Origin of the sequence: Bremerella cremea, assembly GCF_039541315.1 — a bacterium.
Taxonomy (GTDB): Bacteria; Planctomycetota; Planctomycetia; order Pirellulales; family Pirellulaceae; genus Bremerella; species Bremerella cremea.
In genome coordinates, this window is the sequence record NZ_BAABFZ010000003.1 from 1,877,403 (window position 1) to 1,902,205 (window position 24,803).

The following is a 24,803-nucleotide window of genomic DNA, read 5'->3' on the forward strand; positions in this document are numbered from 1 at the left end:
GCAAACCAATTTCGCAGACCTGATTCGATCTGCTTTATGGTAACGCACCGCCGCCAGGACGCCTAGCCGTTGGAACAACGAAACCCGTGTGCTGACAGAAGGTTACGATGCCTTCACGTCAGACGGATTCCCCAGCAGCACACCGCTTGAAACGGGCTGTCGCACGGTGCTCGCCGCCTTCAAAGCCTTTTGCCGATAGACGGTTGTGACCAGGTCCTGATAGCCCCCCACCATCGCGTCGAGCGAGCCATAACGCAGCACTTTCTCGCGCGCGGCGGCTCCCATTTCGGCTCGCAAATTGGCACCCTGACTCAGGGCGATCATCGCGTCGGCCGTCTCGTCGAGACTGCTGGCCTCGACCAGCAAGCCATTGATGCCATCGTCGACGGCATCCGGAATGCTCCCCACCCGGGGGGCTACGATCGGCAATTGGCAAGACATCGCTTCCAGAATCGAGACCGGGCTCGCTTCATTCTTCGAGGTCAGCACGAAGGTATCCATTCCACAAAGCAGGTCCGGCACATCGCTCCGGCTGCCCATCATCGTCACGTGATCTTGCAAACCAAGCTCGTCACGCAGGGCTTCGATCGCAGGTCGCTCCGGGCCATCGCCAACGATCACGAAGTGCGAACGAGGGCAACGCTTCACCACACGAGCGGCGGCGTTCAGAAACAACGCATGGTCTTTCTCCGGTCGCAAAGCGGCGACGATACCACTCACAGCGGTGTCGTCACGGACACGCCACTCGTCGCGCACACGTCGACGAACTTCCGGATCGACCACGAATCGGTCGGTGTCGATCCCGTTCGGGATGACCGTCACCTTTTCGGTCGGAAAGCCTTCGACTTCCACCAGGTGCTTGCCATGCGGAGCCGCCACGCCGATGAACCGATCGGTGATCGAGGTGAGGCGACGATTGAGCAAGTTGATCGAATCGGGCCAACCGGTCGAGTGAATCGCCGAGGCAATCACCGGAACGCCAGCCAGCCACGCACAAAGACGTCCCCAGAACATCTTGTCGCCCGCACCGACCGTCACCACGGCATCGATCTCGCGAACGCGAAACAGTTCGCTCAGTCGCGAGACGACTCGCAGGTCGTACTTGCTGCTGAGCATCTTGTGGAACGTGGGCACTTCCTGCTCCATGACCACACCTAGCGGGCCGAGCTCTTTCATGCAGCACAGTTCCGGAGCGAAGCGGGAACGGTCCATGCGACGAATCAGGTTCACCAGCAAGGTTTCCGCACCCCCGACCGGCATGCTGGTTACCAGGAACATGACACGCAGCGGGCCACGGCTTTCCAGTGGTTTGATTGTTCGTCGTCCCATCGTCTTTTCCCTTGGAGGTGCTCAGCGAAATCTCTTGGTGAGCACGCCAATGCCTTCGAGTAGTTGTTGTTTTTCGTCTTCATCAAACAGCCAGTTGGCTGTCGTCGCTTGCCAGGCGAGCACAATCCACAGGGCGATCGCTGGCATCCAGCCCAACCCCAACAGCAGCGGTGCGGCGGCAAGCAGTAAGGTGGCAAGCTGAACTTGCATGCCATGTCGTTTCGAGAGACTCAGGGCCAGCGTAATCGCAATCGCGTTGGCTAATGCCGTGGCAACCACCGCTCCGGTGAGTCCCCACGTCGGCAGCAGCAGTGCGTTCAAGGCAACGTTCGCTGCCAGGCCAATCCCAAAGACAATCGCCCCGGCATGGGTCTTCTCGGCACAGCAGAAATAGAGCATCGCGCAGCCACTGAGGCTGTACCAGACGCAATAAGTCAGCGTCCAAGGCAGCACCTGCAAACCACCGCTGTACTTGCCCTCGAAGACATATTCAAACAGGAACGGCGCGGTCATGCCGATGACGATTGCTCCGGCCATCATCACCATCGAGGCCATCTTCAGCAGCAGATTGATCTGCCGCCCGACCTTGTCGCGGTTGCCACTTTCCCAATCGGCCGACAGGTGAGGCAGCAAGATTCCACCAAACAAGTTGGCGACCGCCACCATCAACCAAGGCACGACGCGGCTACTGTGATAGTCGCCCACCAGGGTGATACTTTGCTCCGGCGAGAGGCCGCTGAAATGAACGATCATGTAGCGGTCGACCACTTCGAACAAGTTCGACAACAAGTTGATCGCCCACAGCCAGGCGGCAAACGGAAGCAGCTTTCGCCAGAACTCGTTCTGCGCCGGCACTTCGGTTCCCAACGGCAGCGTACGCCAATCACGGATGAGCACCCAGACGCCCATTGCCACCGTCACACTGCAGGCCACGCCATACGAAATGATGACGCTCTCGGCGCTGGCTTCGTACCACAGCAGAAGCCCAAGCCCAACGACGGCGAACAGTACACTGTTCACAAACTGCAAAGCCGAAACCATTCGCATCTGCCGCATGGCGATGAACAGTTCGACGAAATAGTTGAAGCCGATCACGGCCGTCAGCGTTAACGCCACCACCGGAATGATCGAGGCGAGACTGCGATCCTTAAACAGCACTACCGCCGCTTGTTCGTGGAACAGCCACAACGCACTGCAGCCCACGGCCGACAGAACAACCGTCGCGACGGTTGTTCGATAGAGAAACGTGCGAAGCTGGCCCTTCTGTCGATAATGCTCGACATAGCGGCCGAACGAACCTGGGATGCCCAACACGACCAGCGGGCCGGCCAGCATCAGAAAACCAAACACCAGGTCCCACAGACCAAGTTGTTCCGCCGGCAGCCAACGGCAAAAGAGCACCCCGCGCACGAAACCAATGCCGCGTTGGAACACGGTCAGCATTGCCAACAGCAGCATGCTTTCCGCCAACGAGGTTGTCCGAAACGAATCGGTCTCTGGCAGCGGTGCCGCATTATCGACCGACGAGGCGGAACTCATTCGCTGCCTCCCAGGGGACTTACCGGCTTGGTGTACCGAGGCTGATACCGCGGCACGCCATTCACCTTGCGGGGATCGATCGTCAACCAGTTGCGTAGGCGAGCCATGTCTGGATCACCATGAATTCGCTGGATGTGATATGGATCGTCGCCAGGGAAGTTATAGCCACCGTAGGCCGAGCAGAATCCTTGGATCCCCTTCTCGCGCAGCAAGTTGATCGCCGTATCATTCAAGTTAGAGTGTTGCCCGAACGGAAACGCGAAGTAACGAATCGGCTTGTCGATCAGTTGCTCCAGACCTTCGGTCGCAAAGATCACTTCATCTTTCAGCAGCAACAGATCGCGCATCTTGCCGACATCAGGATGTGTTCGCGTGTGTCCGCCGATTTCGATCCAAGGGCTTCGAGCCATCTCGCAGATTTGCTGCAGGGTGTTCGGTGGAGCGTTGATTCCCAGGTCAGCATCATGTGGAAACGGTCGACCGGTCAGAACGTTCTCGAGCGTCACGAAGTAAGTCGCCGGCATCTCGCGGCGAATGAGTTCCCCAATCGCGAAGTCGCAGTTCTCGCTATAGCCATCGTCGAAAGTGATCGCGACGCAAGGCTTGGTGTTATAGCGCGAGGCAATCCGCCGCTGAGCTTCTTCCAGCGAGACCACTTCGAGGTGGGCCTGCAACCAATCCAAGTGCCGACGGAAGTCGTCGTTGGTGATCGTCCACGGATTCAAGTTGGTATCCGCCACGCGATGATAAAACAACACCATCACCGGCGCCATTGCCACGCGGGCACGCACCTTGCGAAAACGAGCTCGCCAGGGCCACGTCGCGGCACAGTAGCCATCGATCAATGCACTTTTGATTCGATCCATCTCTCCCTCCTCAATCTTTCCCCAACGAAGCTTTAAACCAGCTTTTCACCTGAACCTGCGTCGACCAGATCCCATGGCGGATCAGGCCGAACGTAGTGTTGGGGACTACTCGGATCGTCTCACAAACGCGAGGCTCGGCTCGCCAATGGGCTTTGTAAGGTTCATCGCCCCGCAGGAAATCGACCGCGGTCTTGCCTTGTTCGATCGCGCGACGAATGACGGCAATTTGCATCAAGCTGCCTGGCTCTTCTTTGATTCGTGTCGGGTCGATGCCGGCCTGATAGGCGTAGCAGATCGTTTCGGTCGGAAAGTGAATCTCCGCCGCGATGGGTGCTCCGTCCAGTTCCAGCCATAAGATCTCGCAGTTGCCGCTGGGGATCATTTCGTTGGCCGCTTCGTACAAGAAGCGTCGAAAACGATCGCACGCGAAGCAGCCTGACTGATCGAGTGCCTTGCGGCGGCGCGTGTGCAGGTCGATCAAAATCGGCATCGCTTCGTCGATCTGCGTGATGCTGTTGCAAACATGCAACTGACAACGATCGGTGTCGAAGACTCGTTTGATCAAACGACGAATCTGCTTGCGATGCGACTTCGACTGCAGCATCTCGAACTCGTACCAGCTTTCCGGAAGCTCGAGTCGCCAGCAGTTCTGAGCAGGTCGTCGATGCACCATGGCTTGGGCGCCGGCAAGTTGCCGCGTTAGCTCTTCGACCAGCGGCGTGCCTGACTCGATGCCATCCAGTTCCATCGCATCCCACGAGTCGCTCGTCGTCAGTGCTTCCAGCAACCAATCGACCAAGGGCGAAATGATTCGGTTTTCATAACCCGGGGCGGCGAGCAGATCGAGGTAATCGGAACAGACTTCGCCATCGCCCAGAAAGCGAAGCGTACGTCCCCCAGTCTTGCCGGCCGAACGATAGAACGGGGCCATCCCCACCAGGCGATCGCCGTCGAACACTCCTAAGAGATACAGAGGGCAATCGTCCGCATAACGTCGCCACCACGACATCAACCACTCGAAGGTTCGAAAGGGAACACCTCCGGCCATACCATTCCAGGCGGAACGCCAGGAGGCCACCGATTGAGCATTCGTAAACCGTTCGACATGCATGATTTTGTGAGGGGACGATAACGCGTTTGGGGCCAAGGTTTCCACCGCGCAAACCGATACCATGGCGGCCCATAGACTCTCAAACATTCCCCACTGCTAGATAAATGCAAACGAAGTCTTCGCGGATTGAGAGGGATCCCGAACCAAGGTCCACGATTCGTTTCAGCAACGCATCACATGATGCTTTTTCGCTACATCGCATCCTCTTTTTGCATCACGAAGACACCAGCATCCTGGGGTGCACGAATCGTGTTTAAGTGCTTTCAGCACGAAGACTTCCAGACGCATTTGGAGGGTTATGCCGGAAGTTTGGCATCCTCTTTGCCCATTAGATCCAGCGAATCGGGGTTGTGGGAAGCAACGCCCAGGGTCGTATGCCCTTGGCTTGCTTCCCGCACCTTTTTTTGTTTCTTGCTTCTCGCTTGCCTATCGACTGAGGCACTTCTTATGTGGAACCCGGCCGACATTCTTTATGCCCTTCTCCACTATCGACTCCGCTGGATCATACCGATGGTGATCGTCGCGGCAGGTGCCTTGTTCTACGCCGCTATCAAACCGAATTCGTGGGATGCCACCCAAGCGATTGTGCTGCGTGACGAAGCAGTCAGCAGCCTTGGCCGCCCCGGCGAATTCAATCGCATCGAAGATATGAAACACGCCCAGGAAACGGTCCTGCAGTTGACCCGTTCGCGGGAAGTGATCGAGGCAGCCCTCATCCAGTTGGGTCCGCCAGCCAATCGCTGGACCACTTCCACCTGGCCATCCAAAGAGGACATTGCCTCGGCTCGCAAATCGATTAGCGTGCATTCCCCCAGCGGGACCGAATTCGGCACGACCGAGATGTTGTACATCAGCGTCGAAGCCGACACGCCCGAGCGGGCCCGGCACTTCAATCAACTGATCTGCGCCGAGCTCGATCTGAAGTTGGGTGAAATGCGAAACAACCGAGCCCAAAGCCTGGTCGATGAATTGAACTACCGCGAGCAACAAGCAGGCAATGCCTTATCGAGCGTAACGAGCCATCTTTCCGAGATGGAATCGAACGTCGGGACCGACCTGGCCGAACTACGGATTTTGAACGAAGTCGGCTCCGGCAATGGCAACCTTCGCGAGCAAATGGTCGAAATTAAAAACGAGCTACGTGCCGCGATGGCCAACCAACAAAGTGCCAACCAACTACTTCAGATCTTGGCAACTGCCCAGCAAAACACGAGCGAATTGATCGCCACGCCGAACCAGTTACTCGATTCGCAGCCCGCCCTTCGCCGCTTGAAAGAGGGACTGATCGACGCCCAATTGCGTTCGGCTCAACTGCAAGGGATTCGCACCAATGACCACCCTGGCGTGATCGCCGCTCGCCATGCCGAAGAAGAAATCCGCGCCCACCTGCATCAAGAGATCGGCCTGGCCATCAGCGGGCTGAAAGCGGAACAAACGGTCAACGCCAGCCGCATCGCTCAATTGGAAACGATGCTCGACGATGTCAGCCTGCGAATGACGAAGCTGGCGTCACTCCGAGCGAGCTACAACAACCTGGTGAGCGAAGTCCGCGAGAAGAACGACAAGCTGACGAGGATTCGGACCGATCTGGCCGATGCCCGCAGTTCCGTTTCGGCGGCGACCACAACCAGTTTGATCACCAAGGTCAGCACACCCGAGGTAAGCGATTACCCGGTCGGCCCTTCGCGAAAGCTGATTGCCGGGGCAGGTATGCTGGGCGGGCTGTTTTTCGGGATCGGTGTTCTTGTACTGACCACTTCGCCCATGCCGTTGCATCCGTCACAACCACTACCATCGGCAAACAGCCAGACGAATGGTTCCAGTAGTCCATCGTCCGAGGCTCCCCACGCTGGGCATGGCCTATCTTTGAAGGAGGCCTTATTTCACCTCGCGAACCGGACGCCATCGACCAACTGAGCTTCGGTTTTCAGGCTTCAGCGACAACGTAAAACCTGCGAACTGAAATCTGAACCGCCACCATGACCCCGATCCTGATCATCTTTGCTCTCGTAGGCCTGGTATGGGGAACCATTCTGGCGATCCGAGGCAACTTGCTGTTAGCTTCGGTCGGGCTGCTGGTGGCGACGTCGGCATTCGGCGTCTACTTCTTTGAATTCAAGTTTGGCGGCATCAATCTTTCGATCGACCGTCTGGCAATCGTGGGTCTGGGCGTTGCCTTCGCCGTGCAGTGGAAGCTTGGAAAAATCGAGCTGCGTCCCTGGATGGCTCTCGACACGATCATTGCCATCTTCTTCGGAGTGCTGATCTTCAATACGTTCAGCCACGACATCCGCAATCTCGCCCCAGACCAGGTGCCACCGGTGCAGCACTTGATCAACGGCTATTTGATTCCGCTGTCGGTTTATATCGTGGCGAGAAATTTGAAATACGACGAACGCCAGGTCGACTGGTTTCTGATGGCGATGACTGCCTTCGGCGTCTACCTGGCGGTGATCGGCATTATGGAAGGGCTCGGGCTGTATGGCTTCGTCTTTCCACGCTACATCGCCGATCCCAAGATTGGCCTGCACTTTGGACGTGCTCGCGGTCCGATGGTGCAATCGGTCAGCTATGGCGTCTATTTGTGCGGCTGTTTGCTGACGACCTGTTTGCTGTGGTCGCGTGCTTCGGCCAAGACCAAAGGCTTTGTGTTGTGCTTGATTCCGCTGTTTCTCGCGGCGATCTTCTTCACCAAGACTAGAACCGTCTGGGCGGGTGCTGGCGTCAGCTTGATGGCTGGGATCTTCCTGACGATGCAAGGCAAAGCCCGAACGGTTTTGCTGACTGGCATGGTGGCGTGTGGCCTGTTGGCGGTGGCTGCCAAGTCGGATGCCATCATGGGTCTGAAGCGAGAAGGCACCGTCGAAGACACGCGACGTTCGGTCAGTATGCGAGCCAGCTTCACGTATGTTTCGTGGGAAATGTTCCTCGACCGGCCGATCCTGGGACATGGCTTCAGCCAGTTCCGCAAAGCGAAGTTGCCTTACCTGGCCGATCGAAATGTCGATCTGATTTTGGAATCGATTCGCGACTACGACCATCACAACACGTTCTTAAGCGTGCTGACCGATCTCGGCCTGCTCGGCTTCATTCCGTTTATCTGCATGTATGGCATGTGGCTACGCAATGGTTGGCGTCTGGCCCGCAGCGAGTCCCCTCCGTGGGCCAAAGCGGTCGGAACCCTGGGGGTTGGCACCGTGCTGATTGCCTTCTGTCAGATGGTGGGTCACGAGATCACCTTCATGCCGTTTGAACATCTGTTGATATTCCTGGTTGCCGGTATGAACGCCGCCCTGGTTTACGACTTTGGACTCGTTCCTCGTTCCCATACCCCAGCCCCTACCACCCCTTGGCCGGCACAAGCTGCCGCGCGAGGTTAATCGTCCGATGAGCAACGAACGCATTTCCATGTTCGGTATCGATATCGATGCCATCCGCATGCCTCAGGCTGTCAGTCAGTTGATGACCTGGATCGAAGGGGAACGGGGCGAGGCTACCAAATTTGTGGTGACCCCCAACGTCGATCACACCGTGCTGCTGCAAACCAGTGCCGGTCTGCGCGATGCCTATCGCGATGCATCGATGGTCCTGGCCGACGGTTGGCCGGTGGTCTTTGCTTCGCGAATCTTTGGCAAGCCGCTGCCGGAACGCGTAACCGGAAGCGACCTGGTGCCGGCTTTGTTCAAGGCGGCGACCGGAGCCGGTCCGTTGAAGACCTTTCTGCTGGGTGCCGCCCCTGGCGTGGCTCAGCGTGCGGCGGTCAACATTCATCGCCAATACCCCAACGTGCAGATCGTGGGAACCTACAGCCCACCGCTGGGATTCGAGAACGACGCCGAAGAGAACCAACAGATCCTGGAACGGATCGCCGATTCCGAGGCCCAGCTTCTGGTGATTGGCTTGGGCGCACCGAAGCAAGAAATCTGGATCGATAAACATAAGCACCAAGTGACCGCCAAGGTTGCCCTGTGTGCCGGAGCAACGATCGACTTCCTCGCGGGCGAGAAGAGCCGTGCCCCGAAGTGGATGCAGCGTACCGGGTTGGAGTGGGCCTATCGCATCGGCACCGATCCGAAACGACTCGCCAAACGGTATGCCAAAGATGCCGTGGTGTTCCCGCGACTGCTGTGGCAAGAGTGGATGCGGCCAGGGATTCGCCGCCCCGACTTTTCCAAATAGCCCCGCACCTCTATAGTTGCGGCAAGGAACACCGATCAATTTAAGGGTACCCTGGGGGTACCCATTTCTTTTGGGAAGGTCGCTTGTGCGTCGTGCACTGGTCTTAGTCGTCGATGGTTGGGGAGCCGGATTTCTCGGCTGCTATGGAAACTCGTGGCTCGATACGCCAGCGCTCGATCAGTGGGCCTGCCAGTCGGTGCTGTTCGAGCAGTGCATCTCGGAATGCCCTGACCCGCTGGTGCTGTATCCACATCTGTTCGGTGGCACCCACCCGCTAGGCTCGCAGGATGAAAGTGGCCTGATGACAGCATTGGCCGAGGCCGATGTTCCGGTGCACTTACTGACCGACGATCCTCGCCTGGCGGTGCTCCGTGATACGACCCGTTTGGCTTCGGTCGAAACCTTCCCGGAAGTCGCCGAGGTCGCGGCCGGCAGCGCCGAAGAAACGACGCTGGCTCGCTTCGCCAGTGTGTTGTTGGATTGGCTCGAAGAACCGGCCCGCGAAGAAGTGATCTGGGCTCATATGCAAGGAATGCTCGGGCCCTGGGATGCGCCATACAACTATCGCCAATACCTGGCTGACGAAGAAGACCCGGCGCCGCCTGAGATCGTGCAGCCCCCCTTCGAACGCGAGAACCGCGAGTTCGATTCCGATCATGTCCTTGGCATCACGCAGGCCTATGCAGGTCAGGTCACGGTGCTCGACATGCTGCTGGGAGAAATCCTGGCCACCATCGAAGAGCTTCCCGCCGACCAACAACCGCTGGTCGTGTTGACCTCGACCGGTGGTTATCCGCTGGGACTGCATGGACAAATCGGCCGCGTCGAAGATGGCCCGGTACGGCTTTACAGCGACACGCTTCACGTACCTTTGCTGGTACGTCGACCGGACGCGGCGGAAGGCCTGACGCGATGTCAGGGCATCGCCCGGCTTGGCGATGTCTTGCCAACGATTGTCGAATCGTTCGGGCTGGAAGTCGCTCCTCAAGATGGTTTGAACCTGCTGCAGGTTCGCCTGAACGATTCGCGCGAGTTCGTTCTATCAGGACTGGGCGACCAGCGCTGCTTCCGTACGAATCACTGGAGTCTGCGGTATCATCTGCCTGACGACGTGACGCCGCTCGATCAATTAGACCTCGATCAGATGGCGACCGAGCTGTTCGTTAAACCGGACGACCGCTGGGAAGTGAGCAACATCGCGGACCGCTGTAAGAACATCGCCGAAACAGGTCTGCGGACTGCCTTGGCCATCGAACAGGCCTATCGCGAGGGCAAGCTGATGCCTGAGATCCCGGAAGAACTGCTAACCGAGGTCTAGTCGGCCAGCCAAGACCGCGACGCCTATTGGAAGCGAGGCAGTCGCGGCGTGTAGCTGCGGAAGGTCTCGAACCAGGTCTTCGGCGGCGGCTCTTCTTTCGGAGCATTTCGCTGGGCAACATTGGCGGCTCGATTCTGTTCGAGCTGCTGGGCCAACGCCGGAGCGATCGGGACGTGCTTCTCCAAATACTTCACCCAATAGCCGTTGAGCAGTCGGTAACAATCGCCCACTTCGGCCTGCTGGTAGCGCGCATAGGCCAGCGTCACCAGTTTATTGAGCTGATTGATCTCGCTGTCGCGGAACGCCACGTCGTACAGTTCGACCCGGTCGACCAGCACGTTGCCGTCCCCCATCATGTCGAAGCCGATCTTGGCGGTTTCCAGTTCTGGCGGAAGATCGAGCACCGGATAGGCGAACTCGCTCCATTCGGCCTGCAGCGGGAATGGCGTGCCGGCGCCGACCGAGACCGGGCGATAAACGTTCTGCGTGCCGACATAACCATCGAGCACGATTCGTAGATTCGGCTGGGCCCCTGGAGCGTCGTTCAGCAGATGCATCTTCAGCATCAGCCGGCGACTTTCCGGGATTTCAATCTCTTCACTCCGGGCCCAAACGACCTGACCGGTACTCTTCAGCCGGAGCGATTGATTGCCTTCATAGATCTTTTGCTTCTCGATTCCAACGGCCGTGCCGGGCTGATTGCTGAGCGTCCACGCCGGAATCAAACCGTCGGTCGCTGGCTGCTCGAAGTCGCCATTGGCCAGCAGCGCGACGGGTGGCAGCGAGCGAATGCTTCGTACTCGCAGGGCCAGCTCTTCCAATCGCTCTCGCATGATTCGCATGACGCCGGTCGGCAAGTAAACCTTCGCCCCGGTGATCGCGACGTCGTAAACATCGACCTTGCACGCGATCAGACCGTACGCCGGAATCGTGATGCTCCACTGCCCTTCCCCTTTCGGTTGAGGCCCGCGCGAGATCTCGCTGGAGGCAAGCGGCGTAACGATGCCATCGCTCGGCAATTGAACCGTCAACGCTGCGTTCAAGTCCCACGGAGTAGGATTGACGAAGTAGAGCGTCGTTTCCGATCCGGTCGAAAGCTTGCGAATCACCAGCGGCTGCGACTGTGGCACGTTCAAGCGATGGTAGTTGCCGCGGGGCAGCATTTTGTAGATCGTCAGGAACTCGTGCAGCGCTGCGTCTTGCCCCATCGGCACCGTCCATCCGCCGAAGAAGATCGACAAGTCATCCTCTTGCGCCAGATGCTCGACCAGTGGTTTGCGTGCGTCCGATCCACTGCCGATGAACTCGGAGGCGACCCAAGTGAAGTTGCCATCGCGACCAAAAGGCTTGGCTTGATCGAAGCCAGCCACGTGCAGCGTATCAGGGACATGGAAATGCAACACGCCGCGATTGTCTTCGTCGGCGTAAGAGACTTCGTCCTCACGGGCTGCCTGGTAGTTGATATACCAGCGGCCTCGCTTCGGATTGCCACGCGGGCGAACGAAGTTGGTATCGAGCAAGGAAATGTTGGGATGCGTGCGATAGCGTTTCGCGTCGATGCCCAGTTCCAGCAGCACATCAGTCGAAGTCGCCGTGCGTGGCAGTTCTGGCGTCAGACGCTTCTTGGCATGTTGCCCATGGAAACAGCCGGCCGTGTTCAGGTACAAAACCGCATTCGAGTTGGCACTTCGCATGATGGTTGCCAATCGCGAATGCAACTGGAACATGCGCTCGCCACGCCATCGGAGCCAGCTATCCCATTGCTGCTCGAGCACCCAGTCGCTGCGGGTTTTCAAATCGGGAGGCAGGTTCGCGAATATCTGCTGCTGAACCGGCGGCAGGCTCTGGGCGAAGCGAAGCAGCGTGGCGTTATCCATCCCCCACTGCGGCCCGGCCAGGACGGCATAGCCATCGCAGTCCAAGTTCAATGCCAACCCCGAGAACGACGGGTGATGGCCATAACGCGAAACGAAGTCAAGCACCAGGTCGCTGATCGCCTGCTGCACGTCCTCATCGAGTGGATTGTAGTAGGCCCCTTCGCCTGCCGAGACGCCAGTGCGGTCGATCGCGGGCTGGCCAAGATGATTCAGCGGAGCGGCGTAGTTTGGATCGAGCGAGGCGACGCGGCCTTCTTCCAAGCGAACCAGCGGAGCGTTCAACTCCATCGCCGGTATCAAGCGGAGGTTAGCGCGATCGAACTGCCGGAAAAGCAGCTCGGCAACATCTTTCTTGAACGGGTCTCGTCCGTCGTCGAAGAACAAACCTTTGTCGAACTTCGGCGTCGAGCGGAAGTGGGGGCTGGGGTATAGCGAACCACCTTCGCTCATCATGCTGATGCAAGCGGCATTGAACCCGACTCGCTTCAGGTGTTCGATCACGCGATTGCTTCCTTCCAGGAAGGTAAGCCAATCTTCGAGTGAACGATTCGAGGCGATGTTTAAATCTTCCGGAGCACCGAACCCTTTCGAGAAGAGCGGCTTGTCCCAGTAGGCGATCGCCAGTCGGTCGTCTTCCACCTTCGCTGCGGCGGCTGCTTCCAGCGCCGAGGCAGGCAGCCCCAACTTCGGCCGACCGGCCAGAACGCTGATCCGACCATAAGTCGACGGCAAAGCCTTGTCGCGACAGGTCAGCAGCAACATCGGGGTGGAAGTGCGTGGCCAGAAAACGAGTTGATGCTTTAGTTCGCCTGGCTTGTCGCCTGGCTGCGGCGGAGAAACCTCGACGCCTGAGTCGATCCCGATCGGCGTGATCATGCCGGCGGCATCCGGTTCGATAATGCTGATTCCCAGGCTTTGCGGCAATTCGGAGGGGTATTCGACCTCGACCACCAAAGGTGCCCCAATCGCTTCGATCGGTAGCGGATAGGCATGCCAACCGGTCGGCTGCAGTTGCTGCCACTTCCGTTCGTTGTGGTCGATTGTCTTGGTCAGGTTATTGTGCAGTTCGGAAGTCTTCGACTTTTGCCATAAGCTATACGAAGCGAGCTTCGACAAGCGAGGCCACCAGTCGGCGGCGGTTGGATCGAACGAAGCGATCGGCCGCGGATCTTCCTGACTCGGTGTGAATTCTAATTCCGGATCGATCACCACAAACTGCAGAACCCGCTGATGCGTCGGCTTCGACGCAAACACCAGGCTCGTCAGTCGCTGCTCGGTCATCAACACCACCAACTCGTACACCCCTTCGTCGACCGGGACCTCGACATCGATGGCTTCCCCCAGATGGATGTCGCCACGATTATCGACTGCGGTGGTGAAGGTCTTTTCCCAGATCGATCGCCCTGCCCTGGCCGGACGCAGTTTCACCAGGACTTGTACCGAAGTTCCTGGCGGGAAGTTGGTGCGATAGCCGGTGATGGTAGCCCGAAACGTTTCTTCCGGAGCGAAGACCAGATGGTCGCGATTGAGATCGGTGCGGATCGTATCGCCTGGGGCACGCTGCACGAGGATGCGCGAGCCTTGTTCGTCGAGTGCGGCCTGGTAGGGCTGATGCATCAACGAACTGATCGGAATCGAGATCGGTTGGGCCTGATCGGTTCCGGTTCCTGAAAGCTGAATGGTGAGTTGAGCGCCGGCGGGGGCTTCGATCTGAATGTCGAACCCATCGTAGATGCGCGGCGTGAGATGATTGATTTCGACGCGACCTTGGGCAGAAAGAACGGCCCGGGCCTCGTCAGCTTCCATCCCTAGCAGATTGACTAGCCGAATTTTGCCAGCAGTCAGTGCCAGCGTTCCTCGCCAACGGCGTTCCGACGAACCACCCCAGGCAACCCGGAGGGTGCTGCGGATGGTTTCCACCGGCGGAGGCCCTTGAGCCTGAGCTTGGGCGGGCGAAGCGACGGCGAAAACGAGCGCACAGAGCAAGACACACCGCAGCGCGAGGTTATAAATCGCGGGACGGAGCAAGACATCCATGTGCTGTCGGCCTGGACTTCCCTGTACCAGTCGTGCCAGCATGACGCTGCGTTTCTCGGAGGAACGGAATAATGTGCCCTAATGGGACAATGGCCGCGGATTATAGACAGAGATTCAAATCCGCATCCAGAGGGAAATCGATGATTGCGGTGGCAGAAAGCACCCTCGAGTGCCAGAACGTCGGCGAGTGCGCCGGGTGGTTGAGAAATGGGGCAAAGGAGAGAAACCCTCCAATACCCAGAACTGGAGAAGATCTCGACTAGCATTTCTCAACCACCCGCTGAAGCGCTACTCGCTTTGGCGTCCACCGAGAACAGGAAACTCGGCGGGATCGCCCGGGAGGGTGAATTGGAGAGAGGTCTTTGTTGGCTGCAAGGCGGCACGCAGCCCACGTCGACGAGGAACTAACTTTCGGTCACGGTAGCTTCGGCGGAAGCCGTGCGGCGGCGACGACGCTTCGGCTTGGCAGCTCCCCATTCCTTGGTCAACGTTTCAAAGACTTCTGGAGATTCGTAACGAACAATCGCTTTGCCTTCCGGCATGGGCCCAATCAGGCCACGGAATACAGGCATGCCACGCAGGGCCAGGTCGGTGCTGCTGTCTTCGGTACCTACCTGCGAGTGCATCTTCAGCAGTGGTTCGGCCGAGTCATAATCCTTGATGCGGATCTCGCCATTGGCGCCTCGGGTCACCACGCGAAATGTGTCTTTCTTTGCCATATCTTTCGATGCCTCCACAATTCCAACTGGCTATATTGCCTTTGACAGAATCAGGTATCGGCCAGAGTGCTAGCGAAGACAAACCTTTTTCTGATGGGAAGTTACATCAGTCTCTTTAGGCACAGGACGAACAGTCCCTACATCGTGCAGTTCCGGCAGACAAGGCGGATCGAAGGTGCCTCCGGTCTGCAGAATCAGACAGCAGTAGCGCACTAATAACTATCTGGTCCGATTCGGGAAGAGGCAAGATTCGGTGAGGGTTCCCGCGTCCCCCATCAACAGGGAACTCAGCGTTGCTGCGTTTTTTTATTGCATTCAAATCCAGGATGTTTTATACTTTTTCCTGTACTTTTTACTAACCAACAGTGACGAGCTTCCTACCTGCTTGCCACATCGATTGCCCTGGCTTCTTTCGCCGGGCAAACCTCCAGCGCGGTCGATCTTCTATCTCTTTTCTTCATTATCTGATTCGTGGAGACCATGTTATGCCTAAGCAACGTGGATTTACGCTCGTTGAGCTCCTCGTGGTAATTGCCATCATTGGCGTCTTAATTGCCTTGCTTTTGCCTGCCGTTCAGCAAGCTCGCGAGGCAGCCCGTCGCATGACCTGCACCAACAAGCAGAAGCAGTTGGGCTTGGCGATGCACAACTATCACGACACCTTCAACTCGTTCCCACCAGCCTGCGTGGTGTTGGATACGGCTGGTGTTCAAGAAGACACTTCCGTCGGCGCGTGGTCGCGTAATCGCGACTGGGGTGCGACCTGGGCGGTGATGATCTTGCCGTTCATCGAACAGAACGCCTTGCACGATCAATACGACAGCCGTCAGTTGGCTCGCAACGGCAACGCGACCAGCGGCAACAATCGCGTGACGCGTCAACGTCCTGATGCGTACCTCTGCCCAAGCCATCCGAGCGTTACCTCGCTGCTGACGCAAGACTTCACCGGCTTTGCCAAGGTGAACTATGCCGTCAACGTGGGTGCCGGTCGCTTGTGCCGCATGGCTGACTACAACGACTCGACCAAGAAGGGTCCGTTCAGCGTCGTGGGTCAGTATGGTGCCAAGTTCCGTGACATCACCGACGGTACCTCGAACTCGATCCTCTTGAGCGAGATCATGGTGGTGAACAGCGGCGGCGACGACCGTGGTGCGTGGGGCTATGCCACCGGTTCCACCTTCAGTGGCAGGAACCATCATGGTGGGGCGATCGTGATGACGCCGAACACGTCGCGTCGCGTCGATGCTTCGCCTTACTCGTACAACAAGACCAACGCCACAGTCTATGGCGAGAACAGCAACCCAGACAGCAGCACCGAATCAGGCGTCGCGGCGCGTAGCTTCCATCCTGGCGGCGTGGTGATGTGCCTGGCCGATGCCAGTTGCCAGTTCGTTCCTGAAACGATCGACGCGACCATCTATGCCAACGCGATGGCCATCAGCGACGGCAATCCAACGACGCTTCCTTAAGCCTCGCGGATCCTTCATTGAATGCGTCGCGTGCCGAAGCCCACTTCTGGCACGCGACGCTTTTCTTCTTTCACTTGAAATCACGCCAGACGCCAAAGGTCGTGTCCCCCATGAAGCTATCCCACGTTTCGCTCTTGATGGTCTTGTTGCTGTCGAGCGTTGGTTGTTTGTCCTCTTCCGGCGAGCAAGGTGCCGGTACGACGAATCCGGAAGTCGCGCAGCAGGTGCGAAGCCAGGTCGAAGAGTTTGTGACCGCGGCGCAGAAGTCGCCTCGTAATGCGCCGGCGAATCTTTCGTTGATGATCGAATCGCTGGAAGGTGCTTCCGATCGCTCCGATGCGTTCGTGCACGTTCAGGACGAAGCCCAGAAGCTGCAAGAGCTGTACCAAAGCAAGGCGGCTAAAGATCAGATCGCCACCCAGCTCACGCAGCTCCAAGAGGCGGCCAACCAGTTGGTGGCCAACGAGAACTAAGCCTTCGACCGGAAGGTTTGTCAGCTAAACGCTCGCGGCGAGTTGCCTGCGAGAACGCATGAAGGGGCACCAGCGAGTGCCCCTTTCCTATTTGGCTTCGCGGCCATCTAGCGGCGAAGCGTGCTCATGGCGCTCGGTGCCGAAGGGCCGACGCGTGGCATACCATCTTGCAGGTTCGAGACACCACCGATCGCTTGCCGCGAAGCGACATTCGTCTGCGTAGGTGCCGGCGGAGCAATCGCGACACGGGTCACTTGTTGCTGCTCGACCATCTTCAGCGTGGTCACCGGACGCGAGACCGTCCGTTCGGCAGGGACCAGTTCACGACGCGTAACCGGCGTGCGAACCGTTTCGGTGCGTTGTTCCCAACGTGTGCGTGGCACCCAGCGATAGGCAACGCGAGGCGGGGCGAACGGATTGACCGAGAATGGCGTGTACGCTTCCCAGCGATACTCGGTCACCGGCGTGTAATAGGCCCGCTGCGATTCCTGAATGTCGGTCGTCAGGCGTTCCTGATAGAACTTTTCGGTATGCGTTTGATACGTCGTTTCCGAGACTGGTTTGGTATAAGTCTGGACGACTTCCCGATACGTAATCCCGTCTCGCTCGACGTAACGAACATCTTCCGCCAGAACTGGTTGAGCAGCTCCGAAAAGCAGCATTCCCAGCATTAGTCCGCGGCAGCGCATCCTGCGTTCCCCCATGCGTCCAAATCGAAAGTAGAGAAGAGTTGGTCGAGCGCATCCATGCACGGTTCCAATTCCGATCGGAGCCAGCCGGAAGTTCGCAGCTTGCCGCGTTTCCCAACTTCTCCTAGTAACCGTTTCGGCACGCGGTTTCACACGAATTCACACTATTTGCCTCGCTAGCGTTGGCGGCAATCCGATTGCCAGGGTGGATCGACGTTTTTCTATGGAAGGTAAGTCGAAAGTTGTCCATGGATTGCTGAGCCGCGCGGCCCCTGCGGTACCGTTCGCATCGATAAGCACTTGTGCGAAATTTTCGTCTGCCAGCTTGAAGCGAACCTGGGAATTGGTAGCCTGAACTCCCCATTCGATCCCCCGAGAAAGGCACCAGGATGTCGGAAAAGACCATCTTCAAACGTATCATCGATCAGGAAATCCCCGCCGACGTTGTCTACGAAGACGACCTTTGCCTGGCGTTCAAAGACATCGCCCCGAAGGCCCCGGTCCATGTGCTGATCATCCCGAAGAAAGAGATCGCCACAGTCGACGACCTGGCCGACGACGACGCCGCTTTGATCGGGCACATGTGGATTGTCATCCGGAATCTGGCCCGCGAGCTGGGGCTGGAAGAAGGCTACCGCGTGATAGTGAACTGCAAAGAAGGTGGCGGCCAGGAAGTCCCGCATCTGCATTATCACCTGCTCGGCGGCCGCAAAATGAACTGGCCACCAGGCTAGTCGCTGCGAACACCAAACCACCAACGCAAAAACGGCCGCCCAGGTTTCCCTCAGCGGCCGTTTTCATCACGTGTGGACGGTAAATGGTTCTATCGATACAGCGAAGTTCCGCCAGGCAGATAGAACGTCGGTGCACTCTTGCCGCTGGCCGAAACTGGCATGGCATCGATCTGGCGAATCTCGCGTTCACCACCCGGCAGGGCCGAGGTGCGTGGCTCGTTCGACTGCGAAGCAAGACGACCACCATTGGAGTAGAAACCTCCGCTGACGCCTGGCTCACGCGGAGCGATATCTTGTTCGTAGCCCACTGGCATGATCGGACCGGTCAAAGGAAGTGGTGCCGGCTGCTGACCTTGAGCCGAAGCGACTTCGCGGCTCGCGGGTTCCGGGCTCTGACCACGAACGACGCCGGTGGTACCAGTGTTCGAGACCAACTGGGCCGGAGCGTATTCGCCAATCATGCCTTCGTTCGAGCCATCGCGAACCCAATCGAGCCAGGCAATTTGCAGGCTGCTGAGGCTTGGATGACCGTAATACTTGTTGGTTGAATTTGTCCAGTTGTTGGTCTGCATCCCTTCGCCAACATATTGGACGAACTTCTGTTTGCCACCCTGAGCGATCAGGAAACGAGCCAGTGAGTAGCCCTGGGCGTACAGCGGAAGGATGTCCGCCGGATACTCTTTCATGGCGAACATCTGATTGAAGGCGATGCCGCGGTCGGTCTTCAGAAATCGGTAGAGCAACTGGGTGTTCTTGTCTTTTTCCGACATGTGCTCGACCGTCGTGCAGGCCCCTTCGTCGGCCCAGCGTGGTAGCGGGCAACCAAAGTGCGTGGCGAAGATCGTATGCAGGATTTCGTGAGGCAACACGCTGTCGAGAATGCGATCGCGTGGGCCGAAGATTTCCATCGTCCAGTTGAATGGAACGTTCTGATGGAAAGCGAAACTGGTCTGTCCGCCGGCACCGCCACCCACCTTCACGGTGATGGGGCAAGGCTGCGACCAAGGAGGCAACTCGCGTCCCAACCACTCGATGGCCAGGTCTCGGCGATAGATCTCCGCCGATTCCAGCACCTGTCGGGCTAGTTGAGGATCTTGAGCGGTAACCAGAAAGTTAGTCCCGCGAACGCTTGCCGCGGAAGCGACCGTCAACAGAACGGTCCACACGAACATCGTCACGATAGCGTGACGGATCACGCGAGCATCCATGCTCATCAGCAGGCTCCAGGCGATTGGGTTGCCGACAACGCCGCCGCTTCATGCAATGGCCTCGTGACAACAATTTGAGACTTTGCTGTTGTGCCTCCCTGTGGTTGTTGGGGTCATCGGAGCACAGACAGCCGATTTCGATACGATCCCCGGCGTCAATCCGTTCAGCCTCAGGGGTTCTTATCGCCGACTTGTAAAGTTTTCAAAGGCTAACTAAATGGCCGCGAAGCTCCTAGGGCAAATTCCTGGAAAATCGCCGCTAGCAGGCAATTTTCGCTCAAGTCGCCCTGAATCAGCCCCAGTCAGCGGCGATAGGCCCTGCGATCCTGCGGCTATCCTCAAGACCGATCGAAATCGACTCATGCATAGCGGCCGCCGGGGTTCCAATCACTTCGATTTCACCGCCGCCATCACCGCTAAAACAATCACGACGACGGCCAGGACAACCATCCCCACGAAGAAGCCAACGATCGCCAGCAAGATCATCAACTCGAACATCCCGATGCCTTGCACGAAGGCCGCCAAAGGCATCGAGATTAGTTCGTGGGGCAACATCGGCATGGGACCTACTTGGCCTTATCGAGCATCGGAATCGGAAACATTTCCGAAGGCGTGTGAGCCTCTTTCATCGCTGCTTCGATCTTCGCGACGACTTCCGGATGCGACGCGGCGACGTCGTTCGATTCGCTCGGATCTTCCTTCAAGTTGTACAGTTCCAGCTTGCCGGCATCGGGACGCTTCGGTCGCATCATGTTCTGGCGAATCCCTTTCCAATCTCCCATTCGTACGGCCTGTTGTCCACCGTAAGCCCGGAACTCCCAGTACATGTAATCCGCCTCGGGCTGCTTTTCGCCAAGGAGGGTTGGCAAGAAGCTGGTGCCGTCGATGTCGGCCGGAGCTTTGACGTCCGCAATCTGAGCGACCGTCGGCAGCAGGTCGTAGAATGCCGCGATGTGATGCGTCACCGTGTCAGGCTTGATCTTGCCAGGCCAGCGCACGATCAGCGGCACGCGAATGCCCCCTTCGTACAAGCTTCCCTTCAACCCTTTGAAGTTGGCGGACGACTCGAAGAACTCGGAATCGCTGCCACCCAGGCGGTCGTAGGTTGGGCCATTGTCCGAACTGAACATCACCACCGTGTTGTCGTCCAACCCTTTCGCCTTGATCGTATCGAGGATCATGCCGATGTCGCGGTCCATATGCGTGATCATCGCGGCGTAACCAGCATGCGGCTTGGGATGCTGCAAGTAGCCCTTATGAACGTAGTCGCTCTCTGGCATGTCGGCGTATTGCTGCAAGTCTTCGTCTGGTACCTGGATCGAAAGGTGCGGAATCGCGAAGGGCAGATACAAGAAGAATGGCTTGTCGGCGTTCGCTTCGATGAACTCGATCGCCACGTCGCGGAACTGATCCTGCGAGAACGTTTCCCCCGTCAACGTACGATCGTTACCAGGCTGGACTTGCTTGTCCCGATTTCGCCAGAGGTACTCGGGATAGTGATTATGGGCGTGACGCTGACAGTTGAAGCCATAGAACAAATCGAAGCCTTGCTTGTTCGGATCGCCCGTCGTACCGAAGTGCCCCAGGCCCCACTTGCCGATCGCGGCGGTGGCATACCCTTTCTGCTTGAGCATCTCGGCAATGGTCAGTTCTTCGTCCGGGATAGGATTTTGACCAGGGAACTCGGCTCCCAAAGCTTTCGTTTCGGGAAGCATCTGGCCTGGGTCGCCGTTGTCGCGAATGTAGGCGTGGCCGCCATGCTTGCCGGTCAGCAGCACGCAGCGCGAAGGAGCACACACCGCATTGCCGCTGTAGAAATCGGTGAAACGCATCCCCTCTTTCGCGAGGCGATCGAGGGCAGGCGTTTTGATTTTGGTCTGACCGTAACTTCCCAGTTCCGAATAGCCCAGGTCGTCCGCCAGGATGAACACGATATTGGGGGGACGCTCGGCAGCGTGGGTCGTCGTTGCCAGGGCGGAAAGACAGATCGCGGCCGTAGCCAACACGATCCGAGCCAGGTTGCGGTGAGCCATCAAGGACACTCCCAAGGAAAGCAATGCGTATAGTCGGAGTCGAACGGGGTTTAGTCAGTATGTTTTAATGGTTTGCGGGGGTCAATGTCGCGGGATATTTACATTACGTCACGCATTTTCTCGCGATTCGATCCACCCCCACTACAGAAAAGGCCAGGCCCCGCTGAGCGAGACCTGGCCTTCGAGTGAACTGTCGAAACCATCGAGCGAGGTCCTAAACCTCTTGGTAGATGCCATCTTCGTCGATGACGGTGTCTTCATCGATCGCGAACAACGAGTCGATCGTGTTGTAGATCTCGTCACCGAGTCCAGCCGCCTGGACGGTGCCGATCGCTTCGTTGTCCCTGAAGAAGCTGTCGATAATTGCAAGGTCGCCATCGTTGAAGATCGCGCCTCCCTTCTCTCCAGCTTCGTTGCGGGCGAAGAACTCGTCGGTCATGCGAACATACCCACGACTGTTGATCGCGCCCCCTTGGATGCCGGCGACGTTGTCGACGTAACGATTCCCTTCCAGAATGGTCGTGCTGCCGGAACCGATCTGGATACCACCACCATAGGTTGCGGCATAGTTGTTCCGCAGGACCGAGTCGTACACTTCCAACGTGCCGACCGGGCCGGCGTTTTCCATCGCCCCACCCACGCCCACGGTGAAGGAGTAGTTCTGCGGATTCATCCCCAGGGCCTGGTTGCCGGTGAAAGTCGAATTTCGCACGACAGTCGTGCCACGGAAGTTAATCAACGCACCGGTGCTGACATCGGCGATGTTGTCGGTGAAGCGTGTATCAGTCACCGTCACATTGCCATAGTTGTTGTGCAAACCGGCGGTGAAGTTGGCCGTGTTCCGCGCGAAGGTCGAATCGTAGAAGTTGGCAGTTGAACCAGCCACGAAGACCGCACCACCACGGTTACCATCATTCTCGATGAAGCGGGTGTCGTAGACATTCGTCGTAAGGTTTCCGCCCAGGTAAAGACCACCGGCGTTGTTATACGACACGCCACCTTGGAAAACCGAGTCGCTGATGTAAGCGTTCCCGTTTTGCAGCACGGCACCGCCACCTCGGTTGGCGCCGAAGTTATCGATGAACCGCGAATAGGTCAGCTGGACCTGACCACTGGCAAACAAACCGCCCCCTTCTTGCGAAGCGGAGTTATCCTGGAACCGTGTCCCATCGATGGTGATGCCGTTGCCGCTGAAGAAGATACCGCCGCCAGATCGACCCGAGTTTCCGCGGAAGATCGAATCGGTCACAACGCCAGTTCCACCGACGGCATAAACCGCTCCGCCTTGATTTGGCGTACTGTTGTCGAAGAACCTGCTGTCGTCGATGGTGAAGTTACCACCGTTGATAAAGACAGCCCCGGCGATTTCCTGGGTCGTGTTCCCTTCCAGCACCGAACCAGCGATCGTGATCGGTCGAGGTTCCATCATGGCGATCGCCCCACCTTGGGTGACGGCCGTGTTGTCTCGCAGCACACTGTCGAACAGCTGCAACTCGCCTGAGACCATGTTGATGGCACCACCGCTCGAGTTCGACTGGTTGCGGAGGAACTGCGAGTCGGAAACAGTCAGCCCGCCGGTTCCTCGGATTTCCAAGGCACCGCCTGAACCGCCGGTGACGTTGTCGGTGAACCTCGAGCCATTGATCTCACCGGCACCGGTATTCACCAGAATGGCACCACCACGGAACTGCGAACTGTTGTCGATGAAGCGGCTGTCTTCGATCAGGTAGCTACCGCTGTTGAGCGTCATCGCGCCACCTTCGTTCGCCTCGCTTCCTTGTACCAGCGAGCCGCTCATCGAGAACGAGGCCCCGCCGATTATCATCACACCACCGCCAGAGTTCACGGCCGTGTTGTTGATCAGTCGCGTCGTATCGATGCTAAACACCGAGTCCCGACCTGAGACACCACCACCAACGCTGCTGGAGCTGTTGTTGTAGATCCGCGACTGCTCGACGTTGGTCGTGCTTCGCAGACCACGGATCGCTCCCCCTTCGGCCGTGGCGGTGTTGCCGTCGAAGTAACTGTCGATGATCGTGCCGGTATTCGATTCGACCGCGATCCCACCGCCGTAGCGGGCGAAGTTGTCTTCGAAGTCGACGTTATCGATCGCCATCTGCCCCGAATACAGGAACGCACCACCGCCGGTACCGTTGGCAGCCGAGTTCCCCTCGAAATTGCTGTTGGTCACGATGACGTCGGTCAGATTGGTCATCAAACCACCACCGAACGCGCCGGAGGTGTTGTCGATGAAGTTCACCGAGTCGAGCACGATCGTGCTGTTGTTGGCGTTCATACCACCACCGTAGTTCGAGTGATTGCGCTCGAAGTTGCTTTTGGTAATCGTCAACAGGGTGCCGTTGTTCGCGGTCAGACCACCACCGGCCGAGCCGGTGTTGTCCAAGAAGTCGACATCGTTGATGGTCAGCGTGGCCGCAGAGACGTAGATCCCGCCGCCGCTGCTATGCAGGTTCGATCCGAGCGCGTTGCCGTCGACGATTTCCAAACCATCCAGCACCACGCTGGCGTCGACAATCGTCAACACGTTGTGGGCGTTGTCGCTGTTGTCGTTCAGCACACCCAAGTCGCCACTCAGCGTGGTGACGAACACGTTCGAGTTGCGCTGCTCGGGGTTGTTCAAGTTGGCGGAGTAACCACCTTTGATGGTCACACCATCGACGACGGTGTAGGTCGAAAGCCGGCCCGTGCTGGTCCCGTTGGTCGGCGTATAAACACCTTCCGCCACGCGAATTTCATCCGCGCCTTCGGTCAGCGAAGCCTGCGACAACGCCGCTTCCAGCGTGGTATAGGCATTGGTCCAATCAGATCCGTCGCCAGTGCCGGTCGCGTCGAGGTCGACGTACAGAATTCCGGCGGCGTCGAGCATCTGACGCTGTTCGACTGACTCGAACTTCATCCGCCGCTTCATCCGTTTTTGGGCCGCTTGCCGAGACTTGGCCGTGCGGCTCGATTTGCCATTCTCACATACCGAGTTGAGAAGAGAAGTAAAACTCACCATGGGGCATTTCCTGGGATAGAGGAGTGATTTTCATTTCACCACTAAGCACCGATAGGGGTAGAGCACTGCCGATCTTAGGAGGGGTCTGTTCACACTACAACCAAAAATCCCAAAAATTAAATATCACTGTAAATCCAGTGAACAACTTGCGAGGCGGGCATTAAACTGCTAACGGAGAGATCGCTGCAAACATCTCAGGCATC

At 57.9% G+C, this 24,803-nt stretch carries 18 protein-coding genes; 7 read left to right on the plus strand and 11 right to left on the minus strand.

Annotated features, from left to right (window positions below; genetic code table 11):
* Positions 1-102: 102 nt before the first annotated feature.
* Genes ABD890_RS09820 through ABD890_RS09835 form a run of 4 tightly spaced genes read right to left on the minus strand, consistent with a single transcriptional unit; the run spans position 103 to position 4,812 of the window.
* Positions 103-1,329 (minus strand): glycosyltransferase, encoded by a 1,227-nt coding sequence (locus ABD890_RS09820; protein WP_345088317.1) that lies wholly within the window; start codon positions 1,327-1,329, stop codon positions 103-105.
* A 21-nt stretch (positions 1,330-1,350) separates the two neighbouring features.
* Positions 1,351-2,868 carry a lipopolysaccharide biosynthesis protein gene (locus ABD890_RS09825; protein WP_345088318.1) on the minus strand — a complete coding sequence of 506 codons (1,518 nt, stop codon included), beginning with the start codon at positions 2,866-2,868 and terminating at the stop codon, positions 1,351-1,353.
* On the minus strand, positions 2,865-3,734 hold the full coding sequence (locus ABD890_RS09830; RefSeq protein ID WP_345088319.1) for a polysaccharide deacetylase family protein: 870 nt from the start codon (positions 3,732-3,734) through the stop codon (positions 2,865-2,867). Before ABD890_RS09830 ends, ABD890_RS09825 begins: the two co-directional genes overlap by 4 nt.
* Before the next feature lie 10 nt (positions 3,735-3,744).
* On the minus strand, positions 3,745-4,812 hold the full coding sequence (locus ABD890_RS09835; RefSeq protein WP_345088320.1) for a GNAT family N-acetyltransferase: 1,068 nt from the start codon (positions 4,810-4,812) through the stop codon (positions 3,745-3,747).
* 480 nt (positions 4,813-5,292) lie between these two features.
* Here ABD890_RS09835 and ABD890_RS09840 point away from each other — a divergent pair, with 480 nt between their 5' ends.
* The 4 genes from ABD890_RS09840 (at position 5,293) to ABD890_RS09855 (ending at position 10,342) form a co-directional block, all read left to right on the plus strand.
* Positions 5,293-6,762: a GumC family protein gene (locus tag ABD890_RS09840; protein WP_345088321.1), complete on the plus strand. Its 1,470-nt coding sequence runs from the start codon at positions 5,293-5,295 to the stop codon at positions 6,760-6,762.
* Positions 6,763-6,824: 62 nt separating this feature from the next.
* Complete coding sequence (locus ABD890_RS09845) at positions 6,825-8,225, plus strand: O-antigen ligase family protein (RefSeq protein WP_345088322.1); 1,401 nt, start codon at positions 6,825-6,827, stop codon at positions 8,223-8,225.
* A 7-nt stretch (positions 8,226-8,232) separates the two neighbouring features.
* Complete coding sequence (locus ABD890_RS09850) at positions 8,233-9,024, plus strand: WecB/TagA/CpsF family glycosyltransferase (protein WP_345088323.1); 792 nt, start codon at positions 8,233-8,235, stop codon at positions 9,022-9,024.
* Positions 9,025-9,109: 85 nt separating this feature from the next.
* On the plus strand, positions 9,110-10,342 hold the full coding sequence (locus ABD890_RS09855) for a sulfatase-like hydrolase/transferase (protein ID WP_345088324.1): 1,233 nt from the start codon (positions 9,110-9,112) through the stop codon (positions 10,340-10,342).
* Between the two features lie 23 nt (positions 10,343-10,365).
* Here ABD890_RS09855 and ABD890_RS09860 read toward each other — a convergent pair whose 3' ends face one another.
* Positions 10,366-14,298, minus strand: a complete 3,933-nt coding sequence (locus ABD890_RS09860; RefSeq protein ID WP_345088325.1) for a family 10 glycosylhydrolase — start codon at positions 14,296-14,298, stop codon at positions 10,366-10,368.
* A 362-nt stretch (positions 14,299-14,660) separates the two neighbouring features.
* On the minus strand, positions 14,661-14,975 hold the full coding sequence (locus tag ABD890_RS09865) for a hypothetical protein (RefSeq protein WP_345088326.1): 315 nt from the start codon (positions 14,973-14,975) through the stop codon (positions 14,661-14,663).
* A 485-nt stretch (positions 14,976-15,460) separates the two neighbouring features.
* On the opposite strand from ABD890_RS09865, the gene ABD890_RS09870 reads away from it, so the two are divergent.
* Entirely contained in the window at positions 15,461-16,444 is a 984-nt protein-coding gene (locus tag ABD890_RS09870) for a DUF1559 family PulG-like putative transporter (RefSeq protein ID WP_345088328.1), read from the plus strand.
* Positions 16,445-16,554: 110 nt separating this feature from the next.
* Positions 16,555-16,917 carry a hypothetical protein gene (locus ABD890_RS09875; RefSeq protein ID WP_345088330.1) on the plus strand — a complete coding sequence of 121 codons (363 nt, stop codon included), beginning with the start codon at positions 16,555-16,557 and terminating at the stop codon, positions 16,915-16,917.
* A gap of 107 nt (positions 16,918-17,024) precedes the next feature.
* Here ABD890_RS09875 and ABD890_RS09880 read toward each other — a convergent pair whose 3' ends face one another.
* Positions 17,025-17,606, minus strand: coding sequence for a hypothetical protein (locus tag ABD890_RS09880; RefSeq protein ID WP_345088331.1), 582 nt, complete (start codon positions 17,604-17,606; stop codon positions 17,025-17,027).
* Between the two features lie 389 nt (positions 17,607-17,995).
* Between ABD890_RS09880 and ABD890_RS09885 the strand changes: the two genes are divergently transcribed.
* Positions 17,996-18,340 carry a histidine triad nucleotide-binding protein gene (locus tag ABD890_RS09885; protein ID WP_345088332.1) on the plus strand — a complete coding sequence of 115 codons (345 nt, stop codon included), beginning with the start codon at positions 17,996-17,998 and terminating at the stop codon, positions 18,338-18,340.
* Between the two features lie 89 nt (positions 18,341-18,429).
* Here ABD890_RS09885 and ABD890_RS09890 read toward each other — a convergent pair whose 3' ends face one another.
* The 4 genes from ABD890_RS09890 to ABD890_RS09905 all read right to left on the minus strand — a co-directional run bounded on the left by ABD890_RS09890 (position 18,430) and on the right by ABD890_RS09905 (position 24,600).
* On the minus strand, positions 18,430-19,554 hold the full coding sequence (locus ABD890_RS09890) for a hypothetical protein (protein WP_345088334.1): 1,125 nt from the start codon (positions 19,552-19,554) through the stop codon (positions 18,430-18,432).
* Positions 19,555-19,935: 381 nt separating this feature from the next.
* Entirely contained in the window at positions 19,936-20,109 is a 174-nt protein-coding gene (locus ABD890_RS09895) for a hypothetical protein (protein ID WP_345088335.1), read from the minus strand.
* Positions 20,110-20,114: 5 nt separating this feature from the next.
* Positions 20,115-21,581 carry an arylsulfatase gene (locus ABD890_RS09900; protein WP_345088337.1) on the minus strand — a complete coding sequence of 489 codons (1,467 nt, stop codon included), beginning with the start codon at positions 21,579-21,581 and terminating at the stop codon, positions 20,115-20,117.
* Between the two features lie 214 nt (positions 21,582-21,795).
* The gene (locus ABD890_RS09905) at positions 21,796-24,600 is read right to left on the minus strand and encodes a beta strand repeat-containing protein (RefSeq protein ID WP_345088338.1); all 2,805 of its coding nucleotides are present in this window, start codon (positions 24,598-24,600) and stop codon (positions 21,796-21,798) included.
* Between the last annotated feature and the right edge of the window lie 203 nt (positions 24,601-24,803).